Genomic DNA, 21057 nt, shown 5'->3' on the forward strand with positions numbered 1-21057 from the left:
GAAAGGGAGGTCCACCCCTTGGTAGATGTTAATAGATTTGAATATATGAAAATCGGCCTCGCTTCCCCTGAAAAGATCCGTTCGTGGTCTTTCGGGGAAGTGAAGAAGCCGGAAACGATCAACTATCGTACGCTCAAGCCAGAGAAAGACGGCTTGTTCTGTGAACGGATTTTTGGTCCAACAAAAGACTGGGAATGTTACTGCGGGAAATACAAACGGATTCGTTATAAAGGAATCATTTGTGACCGTTGTGGTGTTGAAGTAACCAAGTCGAAAGTCCGTCGTGAGCGCATGGGTCACATTGAACTTGCAGCACCGGTTTCGCACATCTGGTACTTTAAAGGAATCCCAAGTCGTATGGGTCTCGTCCTTGATATGTCACCGCGTGCACTCGAAGAGATCATTTACTTCGCGTCGTACGTCGTAACGGATCCGGGCGAATCGACACTCGAGAAGAAACAACTTCTTTCAGAAAAAGAGTACCGCGCCTATCGCGAGAAATTCGGTAGTTCGTTTACCGCTGAAATGGGTGCGGAAGCAGTTCGTAAATTGCTCCGTGACGTTGAACTCGAAAAAGAAGTAGCCGGCTTACGTGAAGATCTTCGAATGATTCAAGGACAACGTCGTACACGTGCGATTAAACGTCTTGAAGTCCTCGATGCTTTCCGCAACTCAGGCAACAATCCGGAGTGGATGGTTCTTGAAGTATTACCGGTCATCCCGCCGGAACTCCGTCCGATGGTCCAGCTTGATGGTGGACGTTTCGCGACATCTGACTTAAACGACTTATACCGTCGTGTCATCAACCGTAACAACCGTCTCAAGCGTCTTCTTGACCTTGGCGCTCCGAACATCATCGTTCAGAATGAAAAACGGATGTTGCAAGAAGCGGTCGATGCCTTGATCGATAACGGTCGTCGCGGTCGTCCGGTTACTGGACCGGGTAACCGTCCATTAAAATCTCTTTCACACATGCTGAAAGGGAAACAAGGACGTTTCCGTCAAAACTTACTCGGTAAACGAGTCGACTATTCTGGTCGTTCGGTTATCGTCGTTGGTCCAAACCTGAAGATGTATCAATGTGGCCTTCCGAAAGAAATGGCCCTTGAACTCTTCAAACCGTTTGTCATGAAAGAGCTTGTCTCACGTGGCATCGCACCAAACATCAAGAGTGCAAAACGGAAAATCGAACGTGTTCAACCTGAAATTTGGGACGTCTTAGAAGAAGTCATCCGTGAGCATCCGGTTCTCTTGAACCGTGCCCCGACACTTCACCGTCTCGGTATCCAGGCGTTCGAACCGACACTCGTCGAAGGTCGCGCGATTCGTCTGCACCCACTCGTATGTACGGCTTACAACGCCGATTTCGATGGTGACCAAATGGCGGTTCACGTACCACTTTCAGCAGAAGCCCAAGCAGAAGCCCGTCTTCTCATGCTCGCTGCACAAAACATCTTGAACCCGAAAGACGGTAAGCCTGTTGTTACACCATCGCAGGATATGGTCCTCGGTAACTACTACCTGACGCTTGAGCGTGAAAACGCGATCGGCGAAGGGAAAACATTCTCGACGGTGAACGAAGCATTGATTGCCTACCAAAACGGGTATGTCCACTTCCACACACGTGTTGCGATTCCGGCCGGCGTTCTGAAGAACCCGACATTCACTGAAGCGCAAAACGAGAAGTTACTGGTTACGACGGTCGGTAAGTTGATCTTCAACGAGATCCTCCCAACGACGTTCCCATACTTGAATGAACCATCGATGAACAATCTGCAGGAAGCAACGCCTGATCAGTACTTCCTTGAAAAAGGAACGGATATCGCGGCTGAAATTAAGAGCCGTCCGATCATCGAACCATTCAAAAAAGGATTCCTCGGAAATGTCATCGCAGAAGTCTTCAAGCGTTTTGAAACGACTGAGACGAGCCGCATGCTTGACCGAATGAAAAACCTTGGTTTCAAACACTCGACACGTGCGGGTATTACGGTTGGTATCGCTGATATCATCGTACTTCCGGATAAACAGGAAATCCTGGTCGAGGCACAAGATAATGTTGACCGCGTTATGAAATCGTATCGCCGTGGTCTCATCACAGAAGAAGAGCGCTATGAGCGTGTCGTTAAATCGTGGAATGACGCGAAGGATGAAATTCAGTCTCGTCTGATGAAATCCCTCAACCGTTTGAACCCGATCTTCATGATGAGTGACTCTGGTGCCCGTGGTAACGCATCAAACTTTACGCAGCTTGCAGGGATGCGTGGACTCATGGCCGCTCCAAGTGGACGGATCATCGAGCTCCCGATCAAATCTTCGTTCCGTGAGGGTCTGACGGTTCAGGAATACTTCATCTCGACGCACGGTGCCCGTAAAGGTCTTGCCGATACAGCCTTGAAGACTGCCGATTCAGGTTACCTGACTCGTCGTCTCGTTGACGTCGCGCAAGATGTTATCATTCGCGAAGATGATTGTGGAACGGATCGTGGTATCCGTGTTACAGCACTCCGCGAAGGAACGGAAGAAATCGAAAACCTCTACGACCGACTCGTTGGCCGTACGGCGTTCGAAAAAGTCGTTCACCCGGAAACAGGAGCAGTCCTCGTTTCAACAAACGAACTCATCGACGAAGATATCGCGCGTGCCATCACGGACGCAGGCATCGACAATGTTGAGATTCGTACAGCCTTCACTTGTAATACAAGTCATGGTGTCTGTAAGAAATGTTACGGACGTAACCTTGCGACTGGTAACGACGTCGAAGTCGGCGAAGCAGTCGGAATCATCGCGGCACAATCAATCGGTGAGCCAGGAACGCAGCTTACAATGCGTACCTTCCACACAGGTGGGGTTGCCGGAGACGATATCACACAAGGTCTCCCGCGTATCCAGGAATTGTTCGAGGCCCGTAACCCGAAAGGTCAAGCGGTCATCTCGGAAATCGACGGACAAGTCATCGACTTTACGGAGTCGCGTGATAAGCGTGAGTTGACGATTCAAGGTCTGAGCGAAACACGGACATACACGATTCCTTTCGGATCACGTCTTCGTGTTCAACTCGGTGAAGAAGTTGTAGCCGGACAAGTGTTCACAGAGGGTTCAATCGACCCGAAAGAACTCTTGAACGTCAAAGGTGTATCAGGCGTACAGAACTATCTTCTTCAAGAAGTTCAAAAAGTATACCGGATGCAAGGGGTTGAGATCGGTGACAAGCACGTCGAGGTCATGGTACGTCAGATGATCCGTCGCGTTCGCGTCATCGAGTCTGGTGAGACATCACTCTTACCAGGTTCGCTAGTCGATATCAGCACATTTAAAGAAGCATGTAAAGAAGCGCTCCGTGCCGGTAAAGCACTCGCTTCGGCTAAACCAGTTCTCCTCGGTATCACTAAAGCGTCGCTTGAGACGGATTCGTTCCTATCAGCTGCTTCGTTCCAGGAAACTACTCGTGTCCTTACGGATGCGGCAATTAAAGGGAAGAGCGACTACCTTCGCGGCTTGAAAGAGAACGTTATTATCGGTAAACTTGTTCCAGCTGGTACAGGAATGACACGTTACCGTCAAATCGGTCTCGAGATTGCAGGCGAAGCACCTGTAGAAGCAGATTCTCCTGTAGAATAAAACGCCTTGACACGCCGGTATGGCGGTGCTACTATGATATAGTGTTGCCAACCGGCTGTGTTATTTTGGAGGATATCTTCATGTCTTACAAAAAAGTAGTCGGCGCAGATTTGAAGTTTGTCGGTCAAAAGCAAACGCTCAAAGCATTGCGATCTGGCAAGGCGTCGGAAGTGATCATCGCAGATGACGCAGATGAACACGTAAAGCAAGCATTGCTCGATGCGGCGAAACAAGCAAACGTTCCAGTCGTGAACGTTCCTTCTAAGCTTGAGCTTGGTAAGGCTTGTGGAATCGACGTTGCAGCAACTGCTGTTGCTATTAAGAAAGTTTGATAATACGTTTTGTGTGGCAATGGAATGCCTGAGCCACGCAAAACGTTTCATTATGACTTTCGATGAACCACCCGGCTCGGTGGTTTTGAAACTTGTCATGAATTCAGGAAGGGAGGATCTCAAAGATGCCTACTATCAACCAATTAGTCCGTAAAGGACGTCAATCAAAAGTTGTGAAATCAGATTCGCCAGCGCTGAACAAAGGGTACAACAGCTTTATCAAAGCTCGTACTGACATCAGCTCACCACAAAAACGTGGTGTTTGTACTCGTGTAGGTACAATGACTCCGAAGAAACCGAACTCGGCTCTTCGTAAGTACGCACGTGTACGTTTAACGAACACAATGGAAGTAACAGCTTACATCCCAGGTATCGGCCACAACTTGCAAGAACACAGTGTTGTTCTTATTCGCGGCGGTCGTGTAAAAGACTTACCAGGGGTACGTTACCACATCGTTCGTGGTGCACTCGATACAGCTGGAGTTGACGGCCGTATGCAAGGTCGTTCGAAATATGGTACTAAACGTCCAAAAGCAGCAAAAAAATAATCTAGATATCAGAAGATATCACCTCACTATATGAAAGGAGGGACTCGGAATGCCACGTAAAGGTCAAGTAGAACGCCGTGATGTAATGGCTGATCCGATCTACAACTCTAAACTCGTTACCCGCCTTATCAACCGTCTTATGTTAGATGGTAAAAAAGGTACTGCTCAACAAATCTTATACAAAGCTTTTGAAGCTATCGCTGAACGTTCAGGTCGCGATGCAATGGAAGTTTTTGAAGAGGCGATGAACAACATCATGCCAGTTCTTGAAGTTAAAGCACGCCGTGTAGGTGGAGCTAACTATCAAGTTCCTGTCGAAGTCCGCCCTGAGCGCCGTACGACACTTGCACTTCGTTACCTCGTGAACTACTCACGTCTCCGTAACGAAAAAACAATGGATGCTCGTCTTGCTAACGAAATCATGGACGCTGCAAACAACACTGGTGCTTCAGTTAAGAAGCGCGAAGATATGCACAAAATGGCGGAAGCGAACAAAGCGTTTGCTCACTACCGCTGGTAAATCCGGAATCAACCACCTCATCTATGCCATTTTGTATGGAAATATGAGGTGGCTTTCGGGTATAGTCATGACGTGTGGCAACACACGGACACTAAACTAAAATGCGAAAGGAGAATGTTTAAAGATGGCAAGAGAATTCTCCCTTAAGAACACCCGTAATATCGGAATCATGGCCCACATCGATGCTGGTAAAACAACAACGACTGAGCGTATCCTCTATTATACGGGTCGTATCCACAAGATTGGTGAAACGCACGAAGGTGCTTCACAGATGGACTGGATGGAGCAAGAGCAAGAACGTGGAATCACGATTACATCTGCAGCAACAACTGCACAATGGAAAGGTAACCGCGTAAACATCATCGATACACCTGGACACGTAGACTTCACTGTTGAAGTTGAACGTTCACTCCGTGTACTTGATGGTGCGGTAGCAGTACTTGATGCTCAGTCTGGTGTTGAGCCACAAACTGAGACAGTATGGCGCCAAGCTACAACTTACGGCGTACCACGTATCGTTTTCGTTAACAAAATGGATAAAATCGGTGCAGACTTCCTGTACTCGGTTGGAACGCTTCGCGACCGCCTTCAAGCTAACGCACACGCAATCCAAATCCCGATCGGCGCAGAAGATGAATTCAAAGGAATCATCGACCTCGTTGAAAAGAAAACATACATGTACGGTAACGACCTCGGTACTGATATCGAAGAAACTGACGGTTTCCCTGCAGAATTCGCAGAAGAAGCTGAAGAACTTCGTGCATCATTAATCGAAGCAGTTGCAGATTACGAAGAAGAAATGATGATGAAATACCTCGAGGGCGAGGAAATCACAATTGAAGAGCTTAAAGCGGGTATCCGTAAAGCGACTCTTACAGTAGATTTCTACCCAGTTCTCGTTGGTTCGGCATTCAAGAACAAAGGTGTTCAGCTTATGCTTGACGCAGTTCTTGATTACCTCCCATCACCAGTCGACGTAAAAGCAATCACAGGGATTAACATGGATACAGAAGAAGAGATCATTCGTGAGTCAACTGACGAAGCGCCATTCTCTGCACTTGCATTCAAAGTTATGACTGACCCGTATGTTGGTAAATTGACGTTCTTCCGTGTGTACTCTGGTACAGCTTCGGCAGGATCTTACGTCAAGAACTCAACAAAAGGGAAACGTGAGCGTCTTGGACGTATCCTTCAAATGCACGCGAACAGCCGTGAGGAGATCCCAATGGTCTTCGCTGGTGACATCGCAGCAGCTGTAGGTCTTAAAGATACTACTACTGGAGATACGCTTTGTGCAGAGAAAGACAACGTCGTTCTCGAATCAATGACATTCCCAGAACCAGTTATCTCGGTCGCAATCGAACCAAAAACGAAAGCTGACCAAGATAAAATGGGTCAAGCACTCGCTAAGCTTGCTGAAGAGGATCCAACATTCCGCACGGAAACAAACCCAGAGACTGGTCAAACGATCATCTCAGGTATGGGTGAGCTTCACCTCGACATCATCGTTGACCGTATGCGTCGCGAATTTAAAGTCGAAGCAAATGTTGGTGCTCCACAAGTAGCTTACCGTGAAACGATTCGCCAAGCGGCGAAAATCGATTCTAAGTTTGCTCGTCAATCAGGTGGTCGTGGTCAGTATGGTCACGTCGTCGTAGAATTCGAGCCAAACGAAGAAGGTGCTGGCTTTGAGTTCAACAACAAAATCGTCGGTGGTGTTGTTCCACGTGAATACATCCCAGCGGTTGAACACGGAATCGAAGAAGCGCTTCAAAACGGTATCCTTGCTGGTTATCCAGTAGTTGACGTTAAAGCGGCACTCGTTTTCGGATCGTACCACGATGTCGACTCAAACGAGATGGCATTTAAAATCGCGGCTTCAATGGCCGTCAAACAACTTAAAGATAAGAGCGGCGCTGTTATCCTTGAGCCAATGATGAAAGTTGAAATCGTTATCCCAGATGAATACATGGGAGACATCATGGGTGATGTTACATCACGCCGTGGACGCGTTGAAGGTATGGAAGCTCGCGGGAACGCTCAAGTCGTTCGTTCGATGATTCCACTTTCAGAGATGTTCGGTTACGCTACTGGTCTTCGTTCACGCACACAAGGTCGCGGAACGTACTCGATGCACTTCGATCACTATGAAGAAGTACCGAAATCAGTTGCTGAAGAAATCATCAAAAAAGCAAACGGCTAATCCTTCACAGGTTGTCACGCTTTTATGATTAGTGTAAGCTAAGGAAGGTGTACGTTATTCGACGATTCACCTTCCTAGTTATAAAATATTATTAGACACATAGAGGAGGAATTCAGAATGGGTAAAGAAAAATTCGACCGTTCTAAACCGCACGTTAACGTTGGTACAATTGGCCACGTCGACCACGGTAAAACAACTTTAACAGCAGCTATCTCAGCTGTACTTGCAAAAGCACAAGGTAAAGCTGCAACTAAGTTTGACCAAATCGATGGTGCTCCAGAAGAGCGCGAGCGCGGTATCACTATCGCAACAGCTCACATCGAGTACGAAACAGAAAAACGCCACTATGCACACGTTGACTGCCCAGGTCACGCTGACTATGTTAAAAACATGATCACTGGTGCTGCACAAATGGACGGCGCGATCCTCGTTGTTTCTGCAACTGATGGTCCAATGCCACAAACACGTGAGCACATCCTGCTTTCACGTCAAGTAGGTGTTCCTTTCATCGTAGTATTCATGAACAAAGTCGACATGGTTGACGACGAAGAGCTTCTTGAACTCGTTGAAATGGAAATCCGCGAACTTCTTTCTGAGTACGACTTCCCAGGCGATGACCTCCCAGTTATCCAAGGATCTGCTCTCGGCGCGCTTAACGGCGAAGCTAAATGGGAAGAAAAAATCATGGAACTCATGACAGCTGTTGATGAGTACATCCCTGAGCCAACTCGTGACACTGAAAAAGACTTCATGATGCCAGTTGAGGATGTTTTCTCAATCACTGGTCGTGGTACAGTAGCTACTGGCCGCGTTGAGCGTGGAGTTCTTAAAGTCAACGACGAAGTTGAAATCGTTGGTCTTCACGAAGAAACTAAAAAATCAGTATGTACTGGTGTAGAGATGTTCCGTAAGCTTCTTGACTATGCTGAAGCTGGCGACAACATCGGAGCACTTCTCCGTGGTGTATCACGTGATGACATCGAGCGTGGACAAGTTCTCGCGAAACCAAACACAATCACACCGCACAAAACTTTCAAAGCGCAAGTTTACATCCTTTCAAAAGAAGAGGGTGGCCGTCACACGCCATTCTTCGGTAACTACCGTCCACAGTTCTACTTCCGTACAACTGACGTAACTGGTATGTGCCAACTTCCTGAAGGAACTGAAATGGTAATGCCTGGGGACAACATCGAATTGACTGTTGAACTCATCGCGCCAATCGCTCTTGAAAAAGAAACTCGTTTCTCAATCCGTGAAGGTGGCCGTACAGTAGGCGCTGGATCAGTAACAGAAATCGTTGAGTAATTTTTAAGACAAAAAGGTCTTCCGTCTCCCGTGACGGAAGGCCTTTTTTCATTTCTTTCAAAACAGTCTTGCAACATGGTCAGACATCTTATATACTGAGGAAAGTGTTTGTGCGAGTGGTGAGAGACTTGAAAACAAATTCTATTTTATTTTACTTGCTTTCTAGCTTGGAATTAAGTAAACTAGTATATGTTGGTCACAAACACAACGCGATGAAGCGGGAGGTTATGACACACCAGGCGGCATTGCCATGGCTAGTGTGGAAATTTCCGCGGAGAATGTCTATTTACAAAATAGGCGAAAAGGAGGGAAACAACATGGCAAATGAAAAAATTCGGATCCGTTTGAAAGCATACGATCACCGCGTGCTTGATCAATCGGCTGAGAAAATTGTCGAAACAGCAAAACGTTCTGGTGCTACTGTATCTGGTCCGATCCCACTCCCAACGGAGAAAGCGATCTACACAGTACTTCGTGCCGTTCACAAGTACAAAGATGCTCGTGAGCAGTTCGAAATGCGTACACACAAACGTTTGATCGACATCGTTAACCCAACACCGAAAACAGTTGATGCGCTTATGCGTCTTGAACTTCCATCGGGCGTTGACATCGAAATCAAACTTTAATTTTTCTTCTATAAATAGTTGATACTAGCCAGAAGATCAAAATCATTCAATATTAGGAGGTGTATCTCATGGCTAAAGGAATCTTAGGAACTAAACTCGGTATGACACAAATCTTCAACGAGTCAGGCGAAGTAGTACCAGTTACTGTTGTTTCAGTAGAGGGTAACGTTGTTCTTCAATTGAAGACAATGGAAGTGGACGGTTACGAAGCAGTCCAACTCGGCTTTGGTGATATCAAAGAAGGTCGTCAAAACAAACCGCAAAAAGGTCACGCAGCGAAAGCTAGTGCGACACCTAAGCGCTTCATTAAAGAAATCCGTACATCTGTAACAGATTTCGAAATCGGTCAAGAGATTAAAGCAGATACTTTCGCTGCAGGCGAAATGGTTGATGTAACAGGTACGTCGAAAGGTAAAGGTTTCGCTGGAGCAATCAAGCGTCACAACCAATCACGTGGTCCAATGGCTCACGGTTCGCGTTACCACCGTCGCCCAGGTTCAATGGGTCCTGTCGCTCCAAACCGTGTATTCAAAGGGAAATTGCTCCCAGGACGCATGGGTGGAGAGCAAGTCACTGTTCAAAACCTTGAAATCGTAAAAGTTGATGTAGAACGCGGCTTACTCCTCGTCAAGGGTGCTATCCCAGGCGCACGTAAGAGCCAAGTTGTCGTCAAAACTGCGGTAAAAGGCAACTAATTTGTTTGCAAGGAAAGGAGGAATAACGAATGCCTAAAGTAGCTTTGCTTAACCAAACAGGTACACAAGTTGGAGACATCGAGTTGGCAGATGCCGTTTTCGGAATCGAGCCAAACGAAGCAGTCGTATACGATGCAATCGTCATGCAACAAGCTTCACGTCGCCAAGGTACACATGATACAAAAGGTCGCTCGGAAGTTCGCGGTGGCGGCCGTAAACCATGGAAACAAAAAGGTACTGGTCGTGCACGCCAAGGTTCGATCCGTTCGCCACAATGGGTTGGCGGTGGAACAGTCTTCGGTCCAACACCACGTTCGTACGCTTATAAACTTCCTAAAAAGGTTCGTCGTCTCGCATTACGTTCAGCACTTTCTTCGAAAGTCGCTAACAACGAGTTCATCGTTCTTGAAGGATTGACAATCGATGCTCCGAAAACGAAAGATATGATTTCGGTCTTCGCTGCTCTTTCAATCGAACGTAAAGTCCTCGTCGTTACTGCTGATTACAACGAGACAGTCGTTCTTTCAACACGCAACATTCCTGGTGTCACAGTCGTTGACGCTGCTGGAGTAAACGTCCTTGATCTTGTCGCACACGACAAAGTCATCTTCACGAAGGATGCTGTTGCGAGAGTAGAGGAGGTGCTTGCATAATGGCAAACGCACACGACATTATCAAACGTCCTGTAATTACTGAACGCTCAGTGAACCAAATGGCTGAGAAAAAGTACACGTTCGAAGTAGACGTAAAGGCATCTAAGCCACAAATCAAAGATGCAGTTGAAGCGATCTTCGGCGTTAAAGTTGAAAAAATCAACACACTTATCTCAAAACCAAAAGCAAAACGCGTAGGTCGTCACGCTGGTTACACAGCACGCCGCAAAAAAGCGGTCGTCACGCTTACTGCAGATAGCAAAGAACTCGATTACCTCGGTTAATCGGTACTCTGTAGAAAAGGAGGGAACTCTCGATGGGAATTAAAAAGTTTAAACCGACCACTAACGGTCGTCGTAATATGACTGCGCTTGACTTTGCTGAGATTACGGCTTCACGTCCTGAAAAATCGTTAACTGAAAAGCTTTCGAAAAAGGGCGGACGTAACAACCAAGGTCGCTTGACAGTACGTCACCAAGGTGGCGGACACAAACGTAAATACCGTATCATCGACTTCAAACGGAACAAGGATGGCATCGCTGGCCGTATCGCTACAATCGAGTACGATCCGAACCGCTCTGCAAACATCGCTCTTGTCCACTACATCGATGGTGAAAAACGCTACATCCTCGCACCTAAAGGATTGAAAGTTGACATGCAAGTCATGTCAGGAGTTGAGGCTGACATTAAAGTCGGTAACGCTCTTCCACTTTCAAACATCCCAGTTGGTACATTGATCCACAACATCGAACTTAAGCCAGGTAAAGGTGGTCAGCTCGTTCGTTCAGCTGGTACTTCTGCTCAGCTTCTCGGTAAAGATGGTAAATACGCGATCGTTCGTCTCCAATCAGGCGAAACACGTATGATCCTTGCTACTTGCCGTGCAACAGTCGGCGCTGTCGGTAATGAAGAGCACGAGCTCGTCAATATCGGTAAAGCTGGTCGTTCACGCTGGCTCGGAAAACGTCCTACAGTTCGTGGTTCTGTAATGAACCCAGTTGATCACCCACACGGTGGTGGTGAAGGACGTGCTCCAATCGGTCGTTCGGGCCCACTTACTCCTTGGGGTAAACCGGCACTCGGATACAAAACTCGTAAGAAAAACAAAGCGAGCGATAAATATATCGTCCGTCGTTCTAAAAAATAATTACGTGATTTTCGAACGGTTCGCAGGAACCGTTCCTGAATCATGCCAAAGGGAGGTACAACTATGGGTCGCAGCTTGAAAAAAGGTCCATTTGCAGATCACCATTTGCTCGCTAAGGTTGATAAAGCCAACGAAGCTGGTGACAAGCATGTTATCAAAACTTGGTCACGCCGTTCTACAATCTTCCCAGAGTTCATCGGTCACACGATCGCTGTCTACGATGGTCGTAAACACGTACCGGTTTACGTGACAGAAGATATGGTCGGTCACAAACTTGGTGAATTCGCGCCAACACGTTCTTACAAAGGACATGCTGGAAACGATAAGAAGACTAAACGTTAATCTGAGGGGAGGTACTCATTATGCAATCAAAAGCATCGGCTAATATGGTTCGCATTGCTCCTCGTAAGGCACGTCTAGTAGTAGACTTAATCCGCGGGAAGCAAATCGGTGAAGCACTTTCGATTCTTGCTTACACGAACAAGGCAGCAACGCCAATCGTTGAGAAAGTATTGAAATCGGCAATCGCGAACGCTGAGCACAACTTCGACATGAACATCGAAAACCTCGTAGTAACAGAGGCTTACGTCAACGAAGGTCCAACGCTCAAACGTTTCCGCCCACGTGCAATGGGTCGCGCAAGCCGCATCAACAAACGTACGAGCCACGTTCACATCGTGGTATCTGAAAAATAAGGAGGGATTACCGTGGGTCAGAAGATTAACCCAACTGGTCTTCGCGTAGGTATCATCAAAGACTGGGAATCACGTTGGTTCGCAGATAAAGACTATGCTGATCTCCTTCATGAAGACTACGTAGTTCGTGAATATATCGAAAAACGTCTTAAAGACGCTAGTGTCTCTAAAGTTGAAATCGAGCGCGCAGCAAACCGCTTGAACATCTCACTTCACACTGCTAAGCCGGGTATGGTTATCGGTAAAGGCGGTTCTGAAATCGAAACACTTCGTACAGACATCACTAACCTTGCAAAAGGCAAACGCGTTCACGTTAACGTCGTTGAAGTGAAAAACCCGGATGCAGTTGCTAAACTTGTCGCTGAGAACATCGCACGCCAACTTGAAGGCCGTGTATCGTTCCGTCGTGCAATGAAGCAATCAATCCAACGCTCGATGCGTTCAGGTATCAAAGGAATCAAGACTGAAGTTTCTGGTCGTCTTGGCGGCGCTGATATCGCTCGTTCAGAGAAGTATTCAGAAGGAACAGTTCCACTTCATACACTCCGTGCAGACATCGATTACGGTACTGCTGAAGCTGATACAACTTACGGTAAAATTGGCGTAAAAGTATGGCTCCACCACGGTGAAGTGCTTCCTACGAAAAAAGCAGCATCTAACGAACAATAATCCACATCCGTCTAGGGAAGGAGGCAACACAACATGTTGTTACCAAAACGTGTAAAATATCGTCGTGTTCACCGCGGCAACATGCGTGGTAAAGCGAAACGTGGTACTACAGTACACTTCGGCGAATTCGGTATCCAAGCTCAAGAAGCTAGCTGGATCACTAGCCGTCAAATCGAATCAGCGCGTATCGCGATGACTCGTTATATGAAACGTGGTGGTAAAGTGTGGATCAAGATTTTCCCACATAAACCATACACTAAAAAACCTCTTGAAGTCCGAATGGGTTCAGGTAAAGGTGCTCCGGAGGGCTGGGTTGCAGTCGTCAAACCGGGGAAAGTAATGTTCGAAATCGCAGGAGTATCGGAAGAGATCGCACGCGAAGCTCTCCGTCTTGCATCACACAAACTTCCAGTAAAATGTAAGTTCGTAAAACGTGAAGAAAATGGTGGTGATACGAATGAAAGCAACTGATCTCCGTCAGCAAACTACAGAAGAGCTCAACGGTAAAGTCGGTTCGTGGAAAGAAGAGTTGTTCAACCTTCGTTTCCAACTTGCGACTGGTCAGCTTGAGAACCCTGCTCGTATCCGTGAAGTGCGCAAGTCGATTGCACGCGCGAAAACCGTTCTTCGTGAACGCGAACTCGGCATCAACAACGCATAATTCACTCGGATTCTGAGAGGAGGAACACTCAATGGAACGCACAAACAACCGCAAAGTGTTAACTGGACGCGTCGTATCTGACAAAATGGATAAAACGATCGTAGTTACAGTTGAGACTAAAGTAAAGCATAAGCTCTACGGCAAACGCGTAAACTACTCTAAGAAGTACAAAACGCATGATGAAAACAACACAGCTAAAGTCGGTGACGTCGTACGCATTCAAGAAACACGTCCACTTTCTAAAGACAAACGTTTCCGTCTCGTAGAAGTCGTCGAAAAAGCAGTAATCATCTAAACTCTAATTAGTTCGGATGAATAAACATCCGGAGGGAGGTACAATCGTATGATTCAACAAGAATCTCGCTTGAAAGTAGCAGACAACTCAGGAGCTCGTGAAGTCTTGACGATCAAAGTCCTCGGTGGATCTGGTCGCAAAACTGCTAACATCGGTGACGTAATTGTTTGCACAGTTAAACAAGCAACACCAGGTGGCGTTGTCAAAAAAGGTGAAGTTGTACGCGCAGTAGTCGTTCGTACTAAACGTGGCGTTCGTCGTAAAGACGGTTCGTACATCCGTTTTGACGAAAATGCAGCAGTCATCATCAAAGATGATAAAAGCCCACGTGGCACACGTATCTTCGGACCAGTCGCACGCGAACTTCGTGAAAAAGACTTCATGAAGATCGTCTCGTTGGCACCGGAAGTACTTTAATTCCAAAGAATTCCTACAAGGAGGTGCTCTAACGATGCATGTCAAAAAAGGTGATAAAGTTCAGGTTATGACTGGTAAAGATAAAGGCAAACAAGGTGTTGTCCTTACTGCTATGCCTAAAAAAGATCGCATTATCGTCGAAGGCGTTAACATGATCAAAAAACACTCAAAACCTTCTCAACTCAACCCGCAAGGCGGAATTGTCGAGAAAGAAGCACCGATTCACGTATCGAACGTTATGCTCATCGACCCTAAGACAGGAAACCCAACACGCGTTGGTTTCACTGTGGTTGACGGCAAGAAAGTACGTATCGCTAAAAAATCGGGCGAAGCTTTAGATAAATAAGAAGATTTAAAGAAAGGAGGTCCACTTTCTGATGAACCGTTTAAAAGCTAAATACCAAGACGAAATCGTCAAAGTAATGATGGAGAAATTCAACTATACTTCTGTAATGCAAGCGCCGAAAGTCGATAAGATCGTAATCAACATGGGTGTTGGTGACGCTGTTACGAACACGAAAGCACTTGACATGGCAGTCGAAGAGCTTCAGCTCCTCACTGGTCAGAAGCCACTCATCACGAAAGCTAAGAAATCAATCGCTGGTTTCAAACTTCGTGAAGGTATGCCAATCGGCGCGAAGGTAACACTTCGTGGAGAGCGCATGTATGAGTTCCTCGACAAGTTGATCAACGTGTCACTTCCACGTGTACGTGACTTCCGTGGTGTATCGAAGAAATCATTCGATGGCCGTGGTAACTACACGCTAGGCGTGAAGGAACAATTGATCTTCCCAGAGATCGACTACGATCGCGTATCTAAAGTCCGTGGTATGGACATCGTTATCGTTACAACTGCTAATACGGATGAAGAGTCACGTGAGCTTCTCACAGCACTCGGCATGCCATTCCAAAAATAAGGGAGGCCGCACACATGGCTAAGAAATCAATGATCGCACGTGAAGTAAAACGCCAAGCACTCGTAGAGCGCTACGCTGAACAACGCGCAGAATTGAAAGCACAAGGCGACTACATCGGCTTGAGCAAACTCCCACGTAACTCTTCAGCGGTTCGTTTACACAACCGTTGCAGTATCACTGGCCGTCCACACGGTTACATTGGTAAATTCGGTATCAGCCGTATTAAGTTCCGTGATCTTGCTCATAAAGGTCAAATCCCTGGTGTTAAAAAAGCAAGCTGGTAATTCATTAAAGTTGTGAAAGGAGGTACATCGCATGGTTATGACAGATCCGATTGCAGATATGCTTACACGCATTCGTAATGCAAACATGGTTCGCCATGAGAAGTTGGAAATGCCAGCTTCTACAATCAAACGTGAAGTCGCTGAAATCCTCAAACGTGAAGGTTTCATCCGCGATGTTGAATATCTCGAGGACAGCAAACAAGGTACGCTCCGCGTATTCCTTAAGTACGGCGCAAGCAACGAACGCGTCATCACTGGACTCAAACGTATCTCGAAACCAGGTCTTCGCGTTTACGCGAAAGCTGATGAAATCCCGAAAGTACTCGGTGGTCTCGGAATCGCTATCGTTTCAACATCTAAAGGTGTTATGACAGACAAAGAAGCTCGCCAACAAAAAGTCGGCGGCGAAGTGATCGCATACATCTGGTAATTCACGCATAAAAAGAACGGAGGTGTCTTAAATGTCACGTATTGGTAAAAAGCCGGTCGTTATCCCAGCAGGCGTTACAGTAACAGTTGAAAACAGCACAGTTACGGTAAAAGGTCCTAAAGGTGAACTCACACGTGAGTTCAACCCGACTATGGCTATCAACGTAGAAGGTAATGAATTGACTGTCACTCGTCCAAACGACGAGAAAGCTAACCGTACAATCCACGGAACGACTCGTGCGCTTATCGCGAACATGGTCGAAGGTGTAAACAACGGTTTCGCTAAGACACTCGATATCCAAGGTGTTGGTTACCGTGCTCAAAAACAAGGTAACAAAATCGTACTCAACCTCGGTTATTCACACCCAATCGAGTACACTCCGGAACAAGGCATTGAAGTCGAAGTTCCTACGAATACGCAAATCATCGTCCGCGGAATCAACAAAGAGCGTGTTGGACACGTTGCTGCATTGATCCGTTCGTACCGTCAGCCTGAGCCGTACAAAGGTAAAGGGATTCGTTACAGTGATGAAGTCGTTCGTCGTAAAGAAGGTAAAACAGGTAAGTAATTCGTTGATACGAATTGACCGGAAAGGAGTGGCATAAATGATCTCAAAGGCAAACAAAAATGCTACGCGTAAAAAGCGTCATGGTCGTGTACGTCGTACAATCATCGGGACTGCAGCTCGTCCACGCTTGAATGTATTCCGTTCGAACAAGAACATTTACGTACAAGTCATTGACGATGCAACACATGCAACACTCGCATCTGCATCATCACTCGACCTTGAAAAAGGCAACACGACTGACGCTGCATCAGCAGTTGGTAAGCTTGCAGCTGAACGCGCTCTTGAAAAAGGTATTGAAACAGTCGTTTTCGACCGTGGAGGATATCTCTATCATGGACGTATCAAAGCAGTAGCTGAAGCAGCTCGTGAAGCTGGTCTCAAATTCTAAAAGAAAAGGAGGGAACCTCTACATGCGCCAGTTAGAAATTAACATGGATCAACTCGAAGAACGCGTTGTTACTGTAAACCGCGTCGCGAAAGTAGTAAAAGGTGGCCGTCGCTTCCGTTTTGCTGCACTCGTCGTCGTAGGTGACAAGAATGGTCACGTAGGTTTCGGTACGGGTAAAGCTCAGGAAGTGCCTGAAGCGATCCGTAAAGCAATCGAAGATGCAAAGAAAAACATGGTTAACGTTCCAATCGTTAACACTACAATTCCACACGAAATCAACGGAATTTTCGGTGCAGGTCACGTCTTCTTGAAACCTGCTTCTGAAGGTACTGGAGTCATCGCTGGTGGCCCAGTTCGTGCGGTTCTCGAATTAGCGGGAATCAACGACATTCTTTCGAAATCACTTGGATCAAGCACTCCAATCAACATGGTTCGTGCGACTGTTAAAGGTCTCACTTCACTTAAACGTGCTGAAGACGTTGCGAAACTCCGCGGTAAAACCGTCGAAGAACTTCGCGGTTAAGAAAGGGAGGGAATACAGATGGCGAAACTCGCAGTTACCCTCACACGCAGCATGATCGGTCGTCCGGAGAACCAACGCGTTACTACTCGTACGCTTGGTCTCCGTAAGATGCACCAAACTGTTGTCGTACCTGACAACGCTGCTATGCGTGGGATGATTAACCACGTGTCACACTTATTGACAGTTAAAGAAATTCAAGAGTAATACGTTTGATATAATTTTATGAGGAGGTGCCCCACTATGAAACTCCATGAATTGAAACCAGCTGCTGGTTCACGTTCAGAACGCAACCGTGTAGGACGCGGTATGTCTTCTGGTAACGGTAAGACTTCTGGCCGTGGTCACAAAGGTCAAAAAGCTCGTTCAGGCGGTGGTGTTCGTCCAGGTTTCGAAGGTGGACAAAACCCACTTTTCCGTCGTTTACCAAAACGCGGCTTCAACAACCCGACTCGTAAAGAGTTCGCGGTTATCAACCTTGACACACTTAACCGTTTTGAAGATGGAACGGAAGTAACACCAGAACTTCTTATCGAGACTCGCGCAGTCAAAGGTATGAAGGATGGCGTGAAGATCCTTTCTAACGGTAAGATTGAAAAGAAACTGACAGTAAAAGCTCACAAGTTCTCCGAAGCTGCGAAGCAAGCGATCGAAGCTGCCGGCGGTACGGTTGAGGTGATCTAATGTTTCAAGCGATCTCCAATATGTGGCGCGTAGCCGACATTCGTCGGCGCATTCTCTTTACCCTGGCTCTGATTATCGTGTTCCGTATCGGAGCACATATCCCGGTCCCAATGGTAAACACTGAAGTATTCAAGATTGACCAGAATGGTATTCTTGGTTTCTTGAATTCCTTCGGCGGGAATGCTTTGCAGAATTTCTCACTCTTTGCGATGGGAATCATGCCGTATATCACGGCCTCGATCGTTGTCCAACTCTTACAGATGGACGTTGTTCCAAAGTTTGCCGAATGGGCAAAACAAGGAGAGGCGGGCCGTAAGAAGTTAGCAACGGTAACGCGCTATGGAACGATCGTACTCGGCTTAGTCCAAGCGTTTGGAATCGCGCTTGGATTTAACCGTATCTACCCAGGTCTTGTCGATGAGCAATACGGCACCTGGACGTACGTTATGATTGCACTTGTTTTGACGGCGGGTACCGCATTCTTGATGTTCCTCGGTGAACTCATCACGGAGAAGGGCATTGGTAACGGGATATCAATGATCATCTTCGCTGGGATTGTCGCAGGCTTCCCGAACGCGTTCCGTCAGATCTATGAAACAAAGCTCCAAAATGCAGGGGATGCTTTGTTTGTCAATGTGCTTTATATCGTACTGTTGCTTTTAATCATCATCGCGGTCATCGTCGGAGTCATCTATGTGCAGCAAGCTGCCCGTAAGATTCCGATTCAGTACGCTAAGCGTACGGTGAACCGTGCACCAGTAGGCGGTCAATCGACACACTTGCCGATTAAACTGAATGCTGCTGGTGTTATCCCAGTTATCTTCGCTGTATCGTTCATGGTGACGCCACCAACGGTTGCAAGTTTCTTTGCAAGTCCGGAAAATGCGACGAAAATCCGTGACATTTTCGACTATACGAGTCCAATCGGTATGTCGATCTATGTGGCACTGATTATCGCGTTTTCTTACTTCTATACATTTGTTCAGGTTAATCCGGAACAAATGGCAGAGAACCTTCAAAAACAAGGCGGATACATTCCTGGTATTCGTCCTGGTAAGCAAACGGAACAGTACATCACGAAGATCCTGTACCGTCTGACATTCTTCGGCTCACTCTTCCTCGCTGTCATCGCGGTGACGCCAACGTTCTTTATTAAGTTCGCTGGTTTACCGAACTCGGTGCAGATTGGTGGAACAAGTTTGTTGATTGTCATCGGTGTAGGTCTTGAGACGATGAAACAGATTGAAAGTCAACTGGTTAAACGACACTACAAAGGCTTTATCCGATAAGGCGGGAGGAAGGGGACCATCCCTTTCCTTTCTGTTGTGTCTATAGAGTCTATAGAAGTGGAGGCTACCGACATGAATCTTGTATTGATGGGCTTGCCGGGTGCTGGAAAAGGGACGCAGGCTGCGAAAATTATCGAAGACTACGCCATTCCACACATCTCGACAGGCGACATGTTCCGCGCGGCGATCAAAGATCAAACACCGCTCGGGCAGGAAGCGAAATCGTACATGGATAAGGGGGAACTCGTTCCGGATGAAGTCACAATCGGCATCGTACGTGAACGTCTCGCCAAAGAAGACTGTGCAAATGGTTTTCTTCTTGACGGTTTCCCACGCACAGTGAAACAAGCGGATGCTCTTGAAGTATTGCTTGCGGATCTAAATAAACAAATTGATCACGTCGTTCACATCGGTGTGAACCCGGAGAAACTTGTCCCTCGTTTGACAGGCCGCCGGATTTGCCCGACATGTGGAGCAACATATCATGTCATCTATAACCCGCCAAAAGTGGAGGGTGTCTGTGATATCGACGGATCAGCACTTGTTCAACGTGAAGATGATCAAGAAGAAACGGTTCGCCGTCGTCTTGAAGTCAACGTCGCTCAAGCGCAACCTTTGATTGACTTTTACGCTGAAAAAGGGTATCTTCGTAATTTGGACGGTGATCGTCCGATTAATGAAGTTTATTCCGATGTTCAAGCACTTCTTGGTGATCAGTAATGATCATTACGAAAGCGCCGCGTGAAATCGACATCATGCGTCAGGCAGGACAAATCGTCGCCCGGACGCATAAGGAGCTGCAAGCTCATATTCGTCCAGGGATCACAACGGGGCAACTCGATGCGATTGCTGAACGTTATATTCGAAGTCAAGGGGCAACACCATCGTTTAAAGGTTATAATGGGTTTACTGGCAGCATCTGTGCTTCAGTAAATGAAGAACTTGTCCATGGTATTCCGGGTGACCGCGTACTCCACGATGGAGACATCATCTCGATTGATATCGGGGCGGAGTATAACGGATATCACGGAGATTCAGCCTGGACATATCCGGTAGGTACAATCTCTGAAGAGACGAAGCGGTTACTTGACGTAACTGAAGAATCTCTGTATAAAGGATTGGAGCGCGCCAAAGCTGGCGTGCACCTGACAGATATTTCGCATGCGATTCAGTCACATGTTGAAGCAGCGAATTTTTCTGTAGTCCGCGAATATGTGGGCCACGGCGTGGGACAAAATTTGCATGAAGATCCGCAAATTCCACATTATGGACCACCGGGGAAAGGGCCGCGCCTGAAAACCGGCATGACTTTGGCGATTGAGCCAATGGTCAATGTTGGAAAACGCTATGTTCGCACGCTATCCGACAATTGGACGGTAGTGACAGTGGACGGTAGCATGTGCGCCCACTTTGAGCACACCATCGCCATCACAGACGAAGGCTACGAGATCTTAACGGTCGATGCAGAGTGAGCTGTGCGCGTTATTGGTGTCACCTTTCTATAAGCCGCTATCCACTCGTGTTTGTGACCGATGATTCTCTCACGGCTACTGTAGAAAGCCCCTAAGCGCTACAAATCGTCTGGGCTCCCAA

Annotated in this window: 30 protein-coding genes; all 30 read left to right on the top strand. The window is 47.0% G+C overall.

From position 1 onward, the window contains the following. The first annotated feature begins 18 nt into the window (after positions 1-18). Positions 19-3618 (top strand): DNA-directed RNA polymerase subunit beta', encoded by a 3600-nt coding sequence (gene rpoC / locus HNY42_RS01920; protein ID WP_114597365.1) that lies wholly within the window; start codon positions 19-21, stop codon positions 3616-3618. 80 nt (positions 3619-3698) lie between these two features. Next, the gene (locus HNY42_RS01925; protein ID WP_012369003.1) at positions 3699-3950 is read left to right on the top strand and encodes a ribosomal L7Ae/L30e/S12e/Gadd45 family protein; all 252 of its coding nucleotides are present in this window, start codon (positions 3699-3701) and stop codon (positions 3948-3950) included. A gap of 125 nt (positions 3951-4075) precedes the next feature. Further along, positions 4076-4498: a 30S ribosomal protein S12 gene (gene rpsL / locus HNY42_RS01930; protein WP_012369004.1), complete on the top strand. Its 423-nt coding sequence runs from the start codon at positions 4076-4078 to the stop codon at positions 4496-4498. A gap of 49 nt (positions 4499-4547) precedes the next feature. Continuing rightward, on the top strand, positions 4548-5018 hold the full coding sequence (rpsG, locus tag HNY42_RS01935) for a 30S ribosomal protein S7 (protein ID WP_012369005.1): 471 nt from the start codon (positions 4548-4550) through the stop codon (positions 5016-5018). A gap of 124 nt (positions 5019-5142) precedes the next feature. After that, entirely contained in the window at positions 5143-7221 is a 2079-nt protein-coding gene (fusA, locus tag HNY42_RS01940; protein ID WP_114597366.1) for an elongation factor G, read from the top strand. Between the two features lie 117 nt (positions 7222-7338). Continuing rightward, positions 7339-8526: an elongation factor Tu gene (gene tuf, locus HNY42_RS01945; protein ID WP_026834301.1), complete on the top strand. Its 1188-nt coding sequence runs from the start codon at positions 7339-7341 to the stop codon at positions 8524-8526. Positions 8527-8843: 317 nt separating this feature from the next. Then, on the top strand, positions 8844-9152 hold the full coding sequence (gene rpsJ, locus HNY42_RS01950) for a 30S ribosomal protein S10 (protein WP_012369008.1): 309 nt from the start codon (positions 8844-8846) through the stop codon (positions 9150-9152). 68 nt (positions 9153-9220) lie between these two features. Beyond that, complete coding sequence (rplC, locus tag HNY42_RS01955) at positions 9221-9847, top strand: 50S ribosomal protein L3 (RefSeq protein ID WP_012369009.1); 627 nt, start codon at positions 9221-9223, stop codon at positions 9845-9847. 29 nt (positions 9848-9876) lie between these two features. Continuing rightward, on the top strand, positions 9877-10500 hold the full coding sequence (gene rplD / locus HNY42_RS01960; protein WP_012369010.1) for a 50S ribosomal protein L4: 624 nt from the start codon (positions 9877-9879) through the stop codon (positions 10498-10500). Further along, the gene (rplW, locus tag HNY42_RS01965; RefSeq protein WP_014969151.1) at positions 10500-10784 is read left to right on the top strand and encodes a 50S ribosomal protein L23; all 285 of its coding nucleotides are present in this window, start codon (positions 10500-10502) and stop codon (positions 10782-10784) included. Before rplD ends, rplW begins: the two co-directional genes overlap by 1 nt. A gap of 32 nt (positions 10785-10816) precedes the next feature. Further along, the gene (gene rplB / locus HNY42_RS01970; protein ID WP_012369012.1) at positions 10817-11647 is read left to right on the top strand and encodes a 50S ribosomal protein L2; all 831 of its coding nucleotides are present in this window, start codon (positions 10817-10819) and stop codon (positions 11645-11647) included. Between the two features lie 63 nt (positions 11648-11710). After that, positions 11711-11989 carry a 30S ribosomal protein S19 gene (gene rpsS, locus HNY42_RS01975; RefSeq protein ID WP_012369013.1) on the top strand — a complete coding sequence of 93 codons (279 nt, stop codon included), beginning with the start codon at positions 11711-11713 and terminating at the stop codon, positions 11987-11989. A gap of 20 nt (positions 11990-12009) precedes the next feature. Continuing rightward, positions 12010-12342, top strand: a complete 333-nt coding sequence (gene rplV / locus HNY42_RS01980) for a 50S ribosomal protein L22 (protein WP_012369014.1) — start codon at positions 12010-12012, stop codon at positions 12340-12342. Positions 12343-12354: 12 nt separating this feature from the next. Then, positions 12355-13011, top strand: a complete 657-nt coding sequence (gene rpsC, locus HNY42_RS01985) for a 30S ribosomal protein S3 (protein WP_012369015.1) — start codon at positions 12355-12357, stop codon at positions 13009-13011. A gap of 33 nt (positions 13012-13044) precedes the next feature. Continuing rightward, positions 13045-13482: a 50S ribosomal protein L16 gene (gene rplP, locus HNY42_RS01990; protein ID WP_012369016.1), complete on the top strand. Its 438-nt coding sequence runs from the start codon at positions 13045-13047 to the stop codon at positions 13480-13482. Continuing rightward, a complete protein-coding gene (gene rpmC / locus HNY42_RS01995; RefSeq protein ID WP_012369017.1) occupies positions 13469-13672 on the top strand; it encodes a 50S ribosomal protein L29 in 204 nt (67 codons plus the stop codon). Before rplP ends, rpmC begins: the two co-directional genes overlap by 14 nt. 31 nt (positions 13673-13703) lie before the next feature. Then, positions 13704-13967: a 30S ribosomal protein S17 gene (rpsQ, locus tag HNY42_RS02000; RefSeq protein ID WP_026826917.1), complete on the top strand. Its 264-nt coding sequence runs from the start codon at positions 13704-13706 to the stop codon at positions 13965-13967. Positions 13968-14015: 48 nt separating this feature from the next. Beyond that, positions 14016-14384 carry a 50S ribosomal protein L14 gene (rplN, locus tag HNY42_RS02005; protein WP_012369019.1) on the top strand — a complete coding sequence of 123 codons (369 nt, stop codon included), beginning with the start codon at positions 14016-14018 and terminating at the stop codon, positions 14382-14384. 34 nt (positions 14385-14418) lie between these two features. Then, positions 14419-14730 (top strand): 50S ribosomal protein L24, encoded by a 312-nt coding sequence (rplX, locus tag HNY42_RS02010; protein ID WP_014969156.1) that lies wholly within the window; start codon positions 14419-14421, stop codon positions 14728-14730. A gap of 31 nt (positions 14731-14761) precedes the next feature. Next, positions 14762-15301: a 50S ribosomal protein L5 gene (rplE, locus tag HNY42_RS02015; protein ID WP_012369021.1), complete on the top strand. Its 540-nt coding sequence runs from the start codon at positions 14762-14764 to the stop codon at positions 15299-15301. 14 nt (positions 15302-15315) lie between these two features. Next, positions 15316-15585, top strand: coding sequence for a 30S ribosomal protein S14 (gene rpsN / locus HNY42_RS02020; protein WP_012369022.1), 270 nt, complete (start codon positions 15316-15318; stop codon positions 15583-15585). A 31-nt stretch (positions 15586-15616) separates the two neighbouring features. Further along, on the top strand, positions 15617-16015 hold the full coding sequence (rpsH, locus tag HNY42_RS02025; RefSeq protein ID WP_012369023.1) for a 30S ribosomal protein S8: 399 nt from the start codon (positions 15617-15619) through the stop codon (positions 16013-16015). Between the two features lie 31 nt (positions 16016-16046). Then, positions 16047-16583, top strand: a complete 537-nt coding sequence (rplF, locus tag HNY42_RS02030) for a 50S ribosomal protein L6 (protein ID WP_026826919.1) — start codon at positions 16047-16049, stop codon at positions 16581-16583. Between the two features lie 37 nt (positions 16584-16620). Further along, complete coding sequence (rplR, locus tag HNY42_RS02035) at positions 16621-16971, top strand: 50S ribosomal protein L18 (protein WP_012369025.1); 351 nt, start codon at positions 16621-16623, stop codon at positions 16969-16971. 22 nt (positions 16972-16993) lie between these two features. Next, entirely contained in the window at positions 16994-17494 is a 501-nt protein-coding gene (rpsE, locus tag HNY42_RS02040; protein ID WP_012369026.1) for a 30S ribosomal protein S5, read from the top strand. A gap of 18 nt (positions 17495-17512) precedes the next feature. Then, positions 17513-17698 carry a 50S ribosomal protein L30 gene (gene rpmD / locus HNY42_RS02045; RefSeq protein WP_012369027.1) on the top strand — a complete coding sequence of 62 codons (186 nt, stop codon included), beginning with the start codon at positions 17513-17515 and terminating at the stop codon, positions 17696-17698. Between the two features lie 36 nt (positions 17699-17734). Then, complete coding sequence (gene rplO / locus HNY42_RS02050; RefSeq protein WP_012369028.1) at positions 17735-18175, top strand: 50S ribosomal protein L15; 441 nt, start codon at positions 17735-17737, stop codon at positions 18173-18175. Continuing rightward, positions 18175-19464: a preprotein translocase subunit SecY gene (gene secY / locus HNY42_RS02055; RefSeq protein ID WP_012369029.1), complete on the top strand. Its 1290-nt coding sequence runs from the start codon at positions 18175-18177 to the stop codon at positions 19462-19464. Before rplO ends, secY begins: the two co-directional genes overlap by 1 nt. A 72-nt stretch (positions 19465-19536) precedes the next feature. Next, entirely contained in the window at positions 19537-20184 is a 648-nt protein-coding gene (locus HNY42_RS02060; protein ID WP_026826920.1) for an adenylate kinase, read from the top strand. After that, entirely contained in the window at positions 20184-20936 is a 753-nt protein-coding gene (map, locus tag HNY42_RS02065) for a type I methionyl aminopeptidase (protein WP_114597367.1), read from the top strand. The genes HNY42_RS02060 and map overlap by 1 nt, the downstream gene beginning before the upstream one ends. The last annotated feature ends 121 nt before the right edge of the window (positions 20937-21057 follow it).

It is taken from the genome of Exiguobacterium sp. Helios (assembly GCF_014524545.1).
Classification (GTDB): Bacteria; Bacillota; Bacilli; order Exiguobacteriales; family Exiguobacteriaceae; genus Exiguobacterium_A.

Coding starts and splice junctions, on each gene's coding strand:
- rpsH (WP_012369023.1), top strand. CDS start 15,617: ATGGTTATGACAGATCCGATTGCAGATATGCTTACACGCATTCGTAAT.
- rplO (WP_012369028.1), top strand. CDS start 17,735: ATGAAACTCCATGAATTGAAACCAGCTGCTGGTTCACGTTCAGAACGC.
- HNY42_RS02060 (WP_026826920.1), top strand. CDS start 19,537: ATGAATCTTGTATTGATGGGCTTGCCGGGTGCTGGAAAAGGGACGCAG.
- HNY42_RS01925 (WP_012369003.1), top strand. CDS start 3,699: ATGTCTTACAAAAAAGTAGTCGGCGCAGATTTGAAGTTTGTCGGTCAA.
- rplX (WP_014969156.1), top strand. CDS start 14,419: ATGCATGTCAAAAAAGGTGATAAAGTTCAGGTTATGACTGGTAAAGAT.
- map (WP_114597367.1), top strand. CDS start 20,184: ATGATCATTACGAAAGCGCCGCGTGAAATCGACATCATGCGTCAGGCA.
- rpsE (WP_012369026.1), top strand. CDS start 16,994: ATGCGCCAGTTAGAAATTAACATGGATCAACTCGAAGAACGCGTTGTT.
- rpmD (WP_012369027.1), top strand. CDS start 17,513: ATGGCGAAACTCGCAGTTACCCTCACACGCAGCATGATCGGTCGTCCG.
- rplW (WP_014969151.1), top strand. CDS start 10,500: ATGGCAAACGCACACGACATTATCAAACGTCCTGTAATTACTGAACGC.
- rplC (WP_012369009.1), top strand. CDS start 9,221: ATGGCTAAAGGAATCTTAGGAACTAAACTCGGTATGACACAAATCTTC.
- rplB (WP_012369012.1), top strand. CDS start 10,817: ATGGGAATTAAAAAGTTTAAACCGACCACTAACGGTCGTCGTAATATG.
- rpsQ (WP_026826917.1), top strand. CDS start 13,704: ATGGAACGCACAAACAACCGCAAAGTGTTAACTGGACGCGTCGTATCT.
- rpsS (WP_012369013.1), top strand. CDS start 11,711: ATGGGTCGCAGCTTGAAAAAAGGTCCATTTGCAGATCACCATTTGCTC.
- rplE (WP_012369021.1), top strand. CDS start 14,762: ATGAACCGTTTAAAAGCTAAATACCAAGACGAAATCGTCAAAGTAATG.
- rpmC (WP_012369017.1), top strand. CDS start 13,469: ATGAAAGCAACTGATCTCCGTCAGCAAACTACAGAAGAGCTCAACGGT.
- tuf (WP_026834301.1), top strand. CDS start 7,339: ATGGGTAAAGAAAAATTCGACCGTTCTAAACCGCACGTTAACGTTGGT.
- rplP (WP_012369016.1), top strand. CDS start 13,045: ATGTTGTTACCAAAACGTGTAAAATATCGTCGTGTTCACCGCGGCAAC.
- rpsN (WP_012369022.1), top strand. CDS start 15,316: ATGGCTAAGAAATCAATGATCGCACGTGAAGTAAAACGCCAAGCACTC.
- rplN (WP_012369019.1), top strand. CDS start 14,016: ATGATTCAACAAGAATCTCGCTTGAAAGTAGCAGACAACTCAGGAGCT.
- rpsL (WP_012369004.1), top strand. CDS start 4,076: ATGCCTACTATCAACCAATTAGTCCGTAAAGGACGTCAATCAAAAGTT.
- rplR (WP_012369025.1), top strand. CDS start 16,621: ATGATCTCAAAGGCAAACAAAAATGCTACGCGTAAAAAGCGTCATGGT.
- rplF (WP_026826919.1), top strand. CDS start 16,047: ATGTCACGTATTGGTAAAAAGCCGGTCGTTATCCCAGCAGGCGTTACA.
- fusA (WP_114597366.1), top strand. CDS start 5,143: ATGGCAAGAGAATTCTCCCTTAAGAACACCCGTAATATCGGAATCATG.
- rplD (WP_012369010.1), top strand. CDS start 9,877: ATGCCTAAAGTAGCTTTGCTTAACCAAACAGGTACACAAGTTGGAGAC.
- rplV (WP_012369014.1), top strand. CDS start 12,010: ATGCAATCAAAAGCATCGGCTAATATGGTTCGCATTGCTCCTCGTAAG.
- secY (WP_012369029.1), top strand. CDS start 18,175: ATGTTTCAAGCGATCTCCAATATGTGGCGCGTAGCCGACATTCGTCGG.
- rpsJ (WP_012369008.1), top strand. CDS start 8,844: ATGGCAAATGAAAAAATTCGGATCCGTTTGAAAGCATACGATCACCGC.
- rpsG (WP_012369005.1), top strand. CDS start 4,548: ATGCCACGTAAAGGTCAAGTAGAACGCCGTGATGTAATGGCTGATCCG.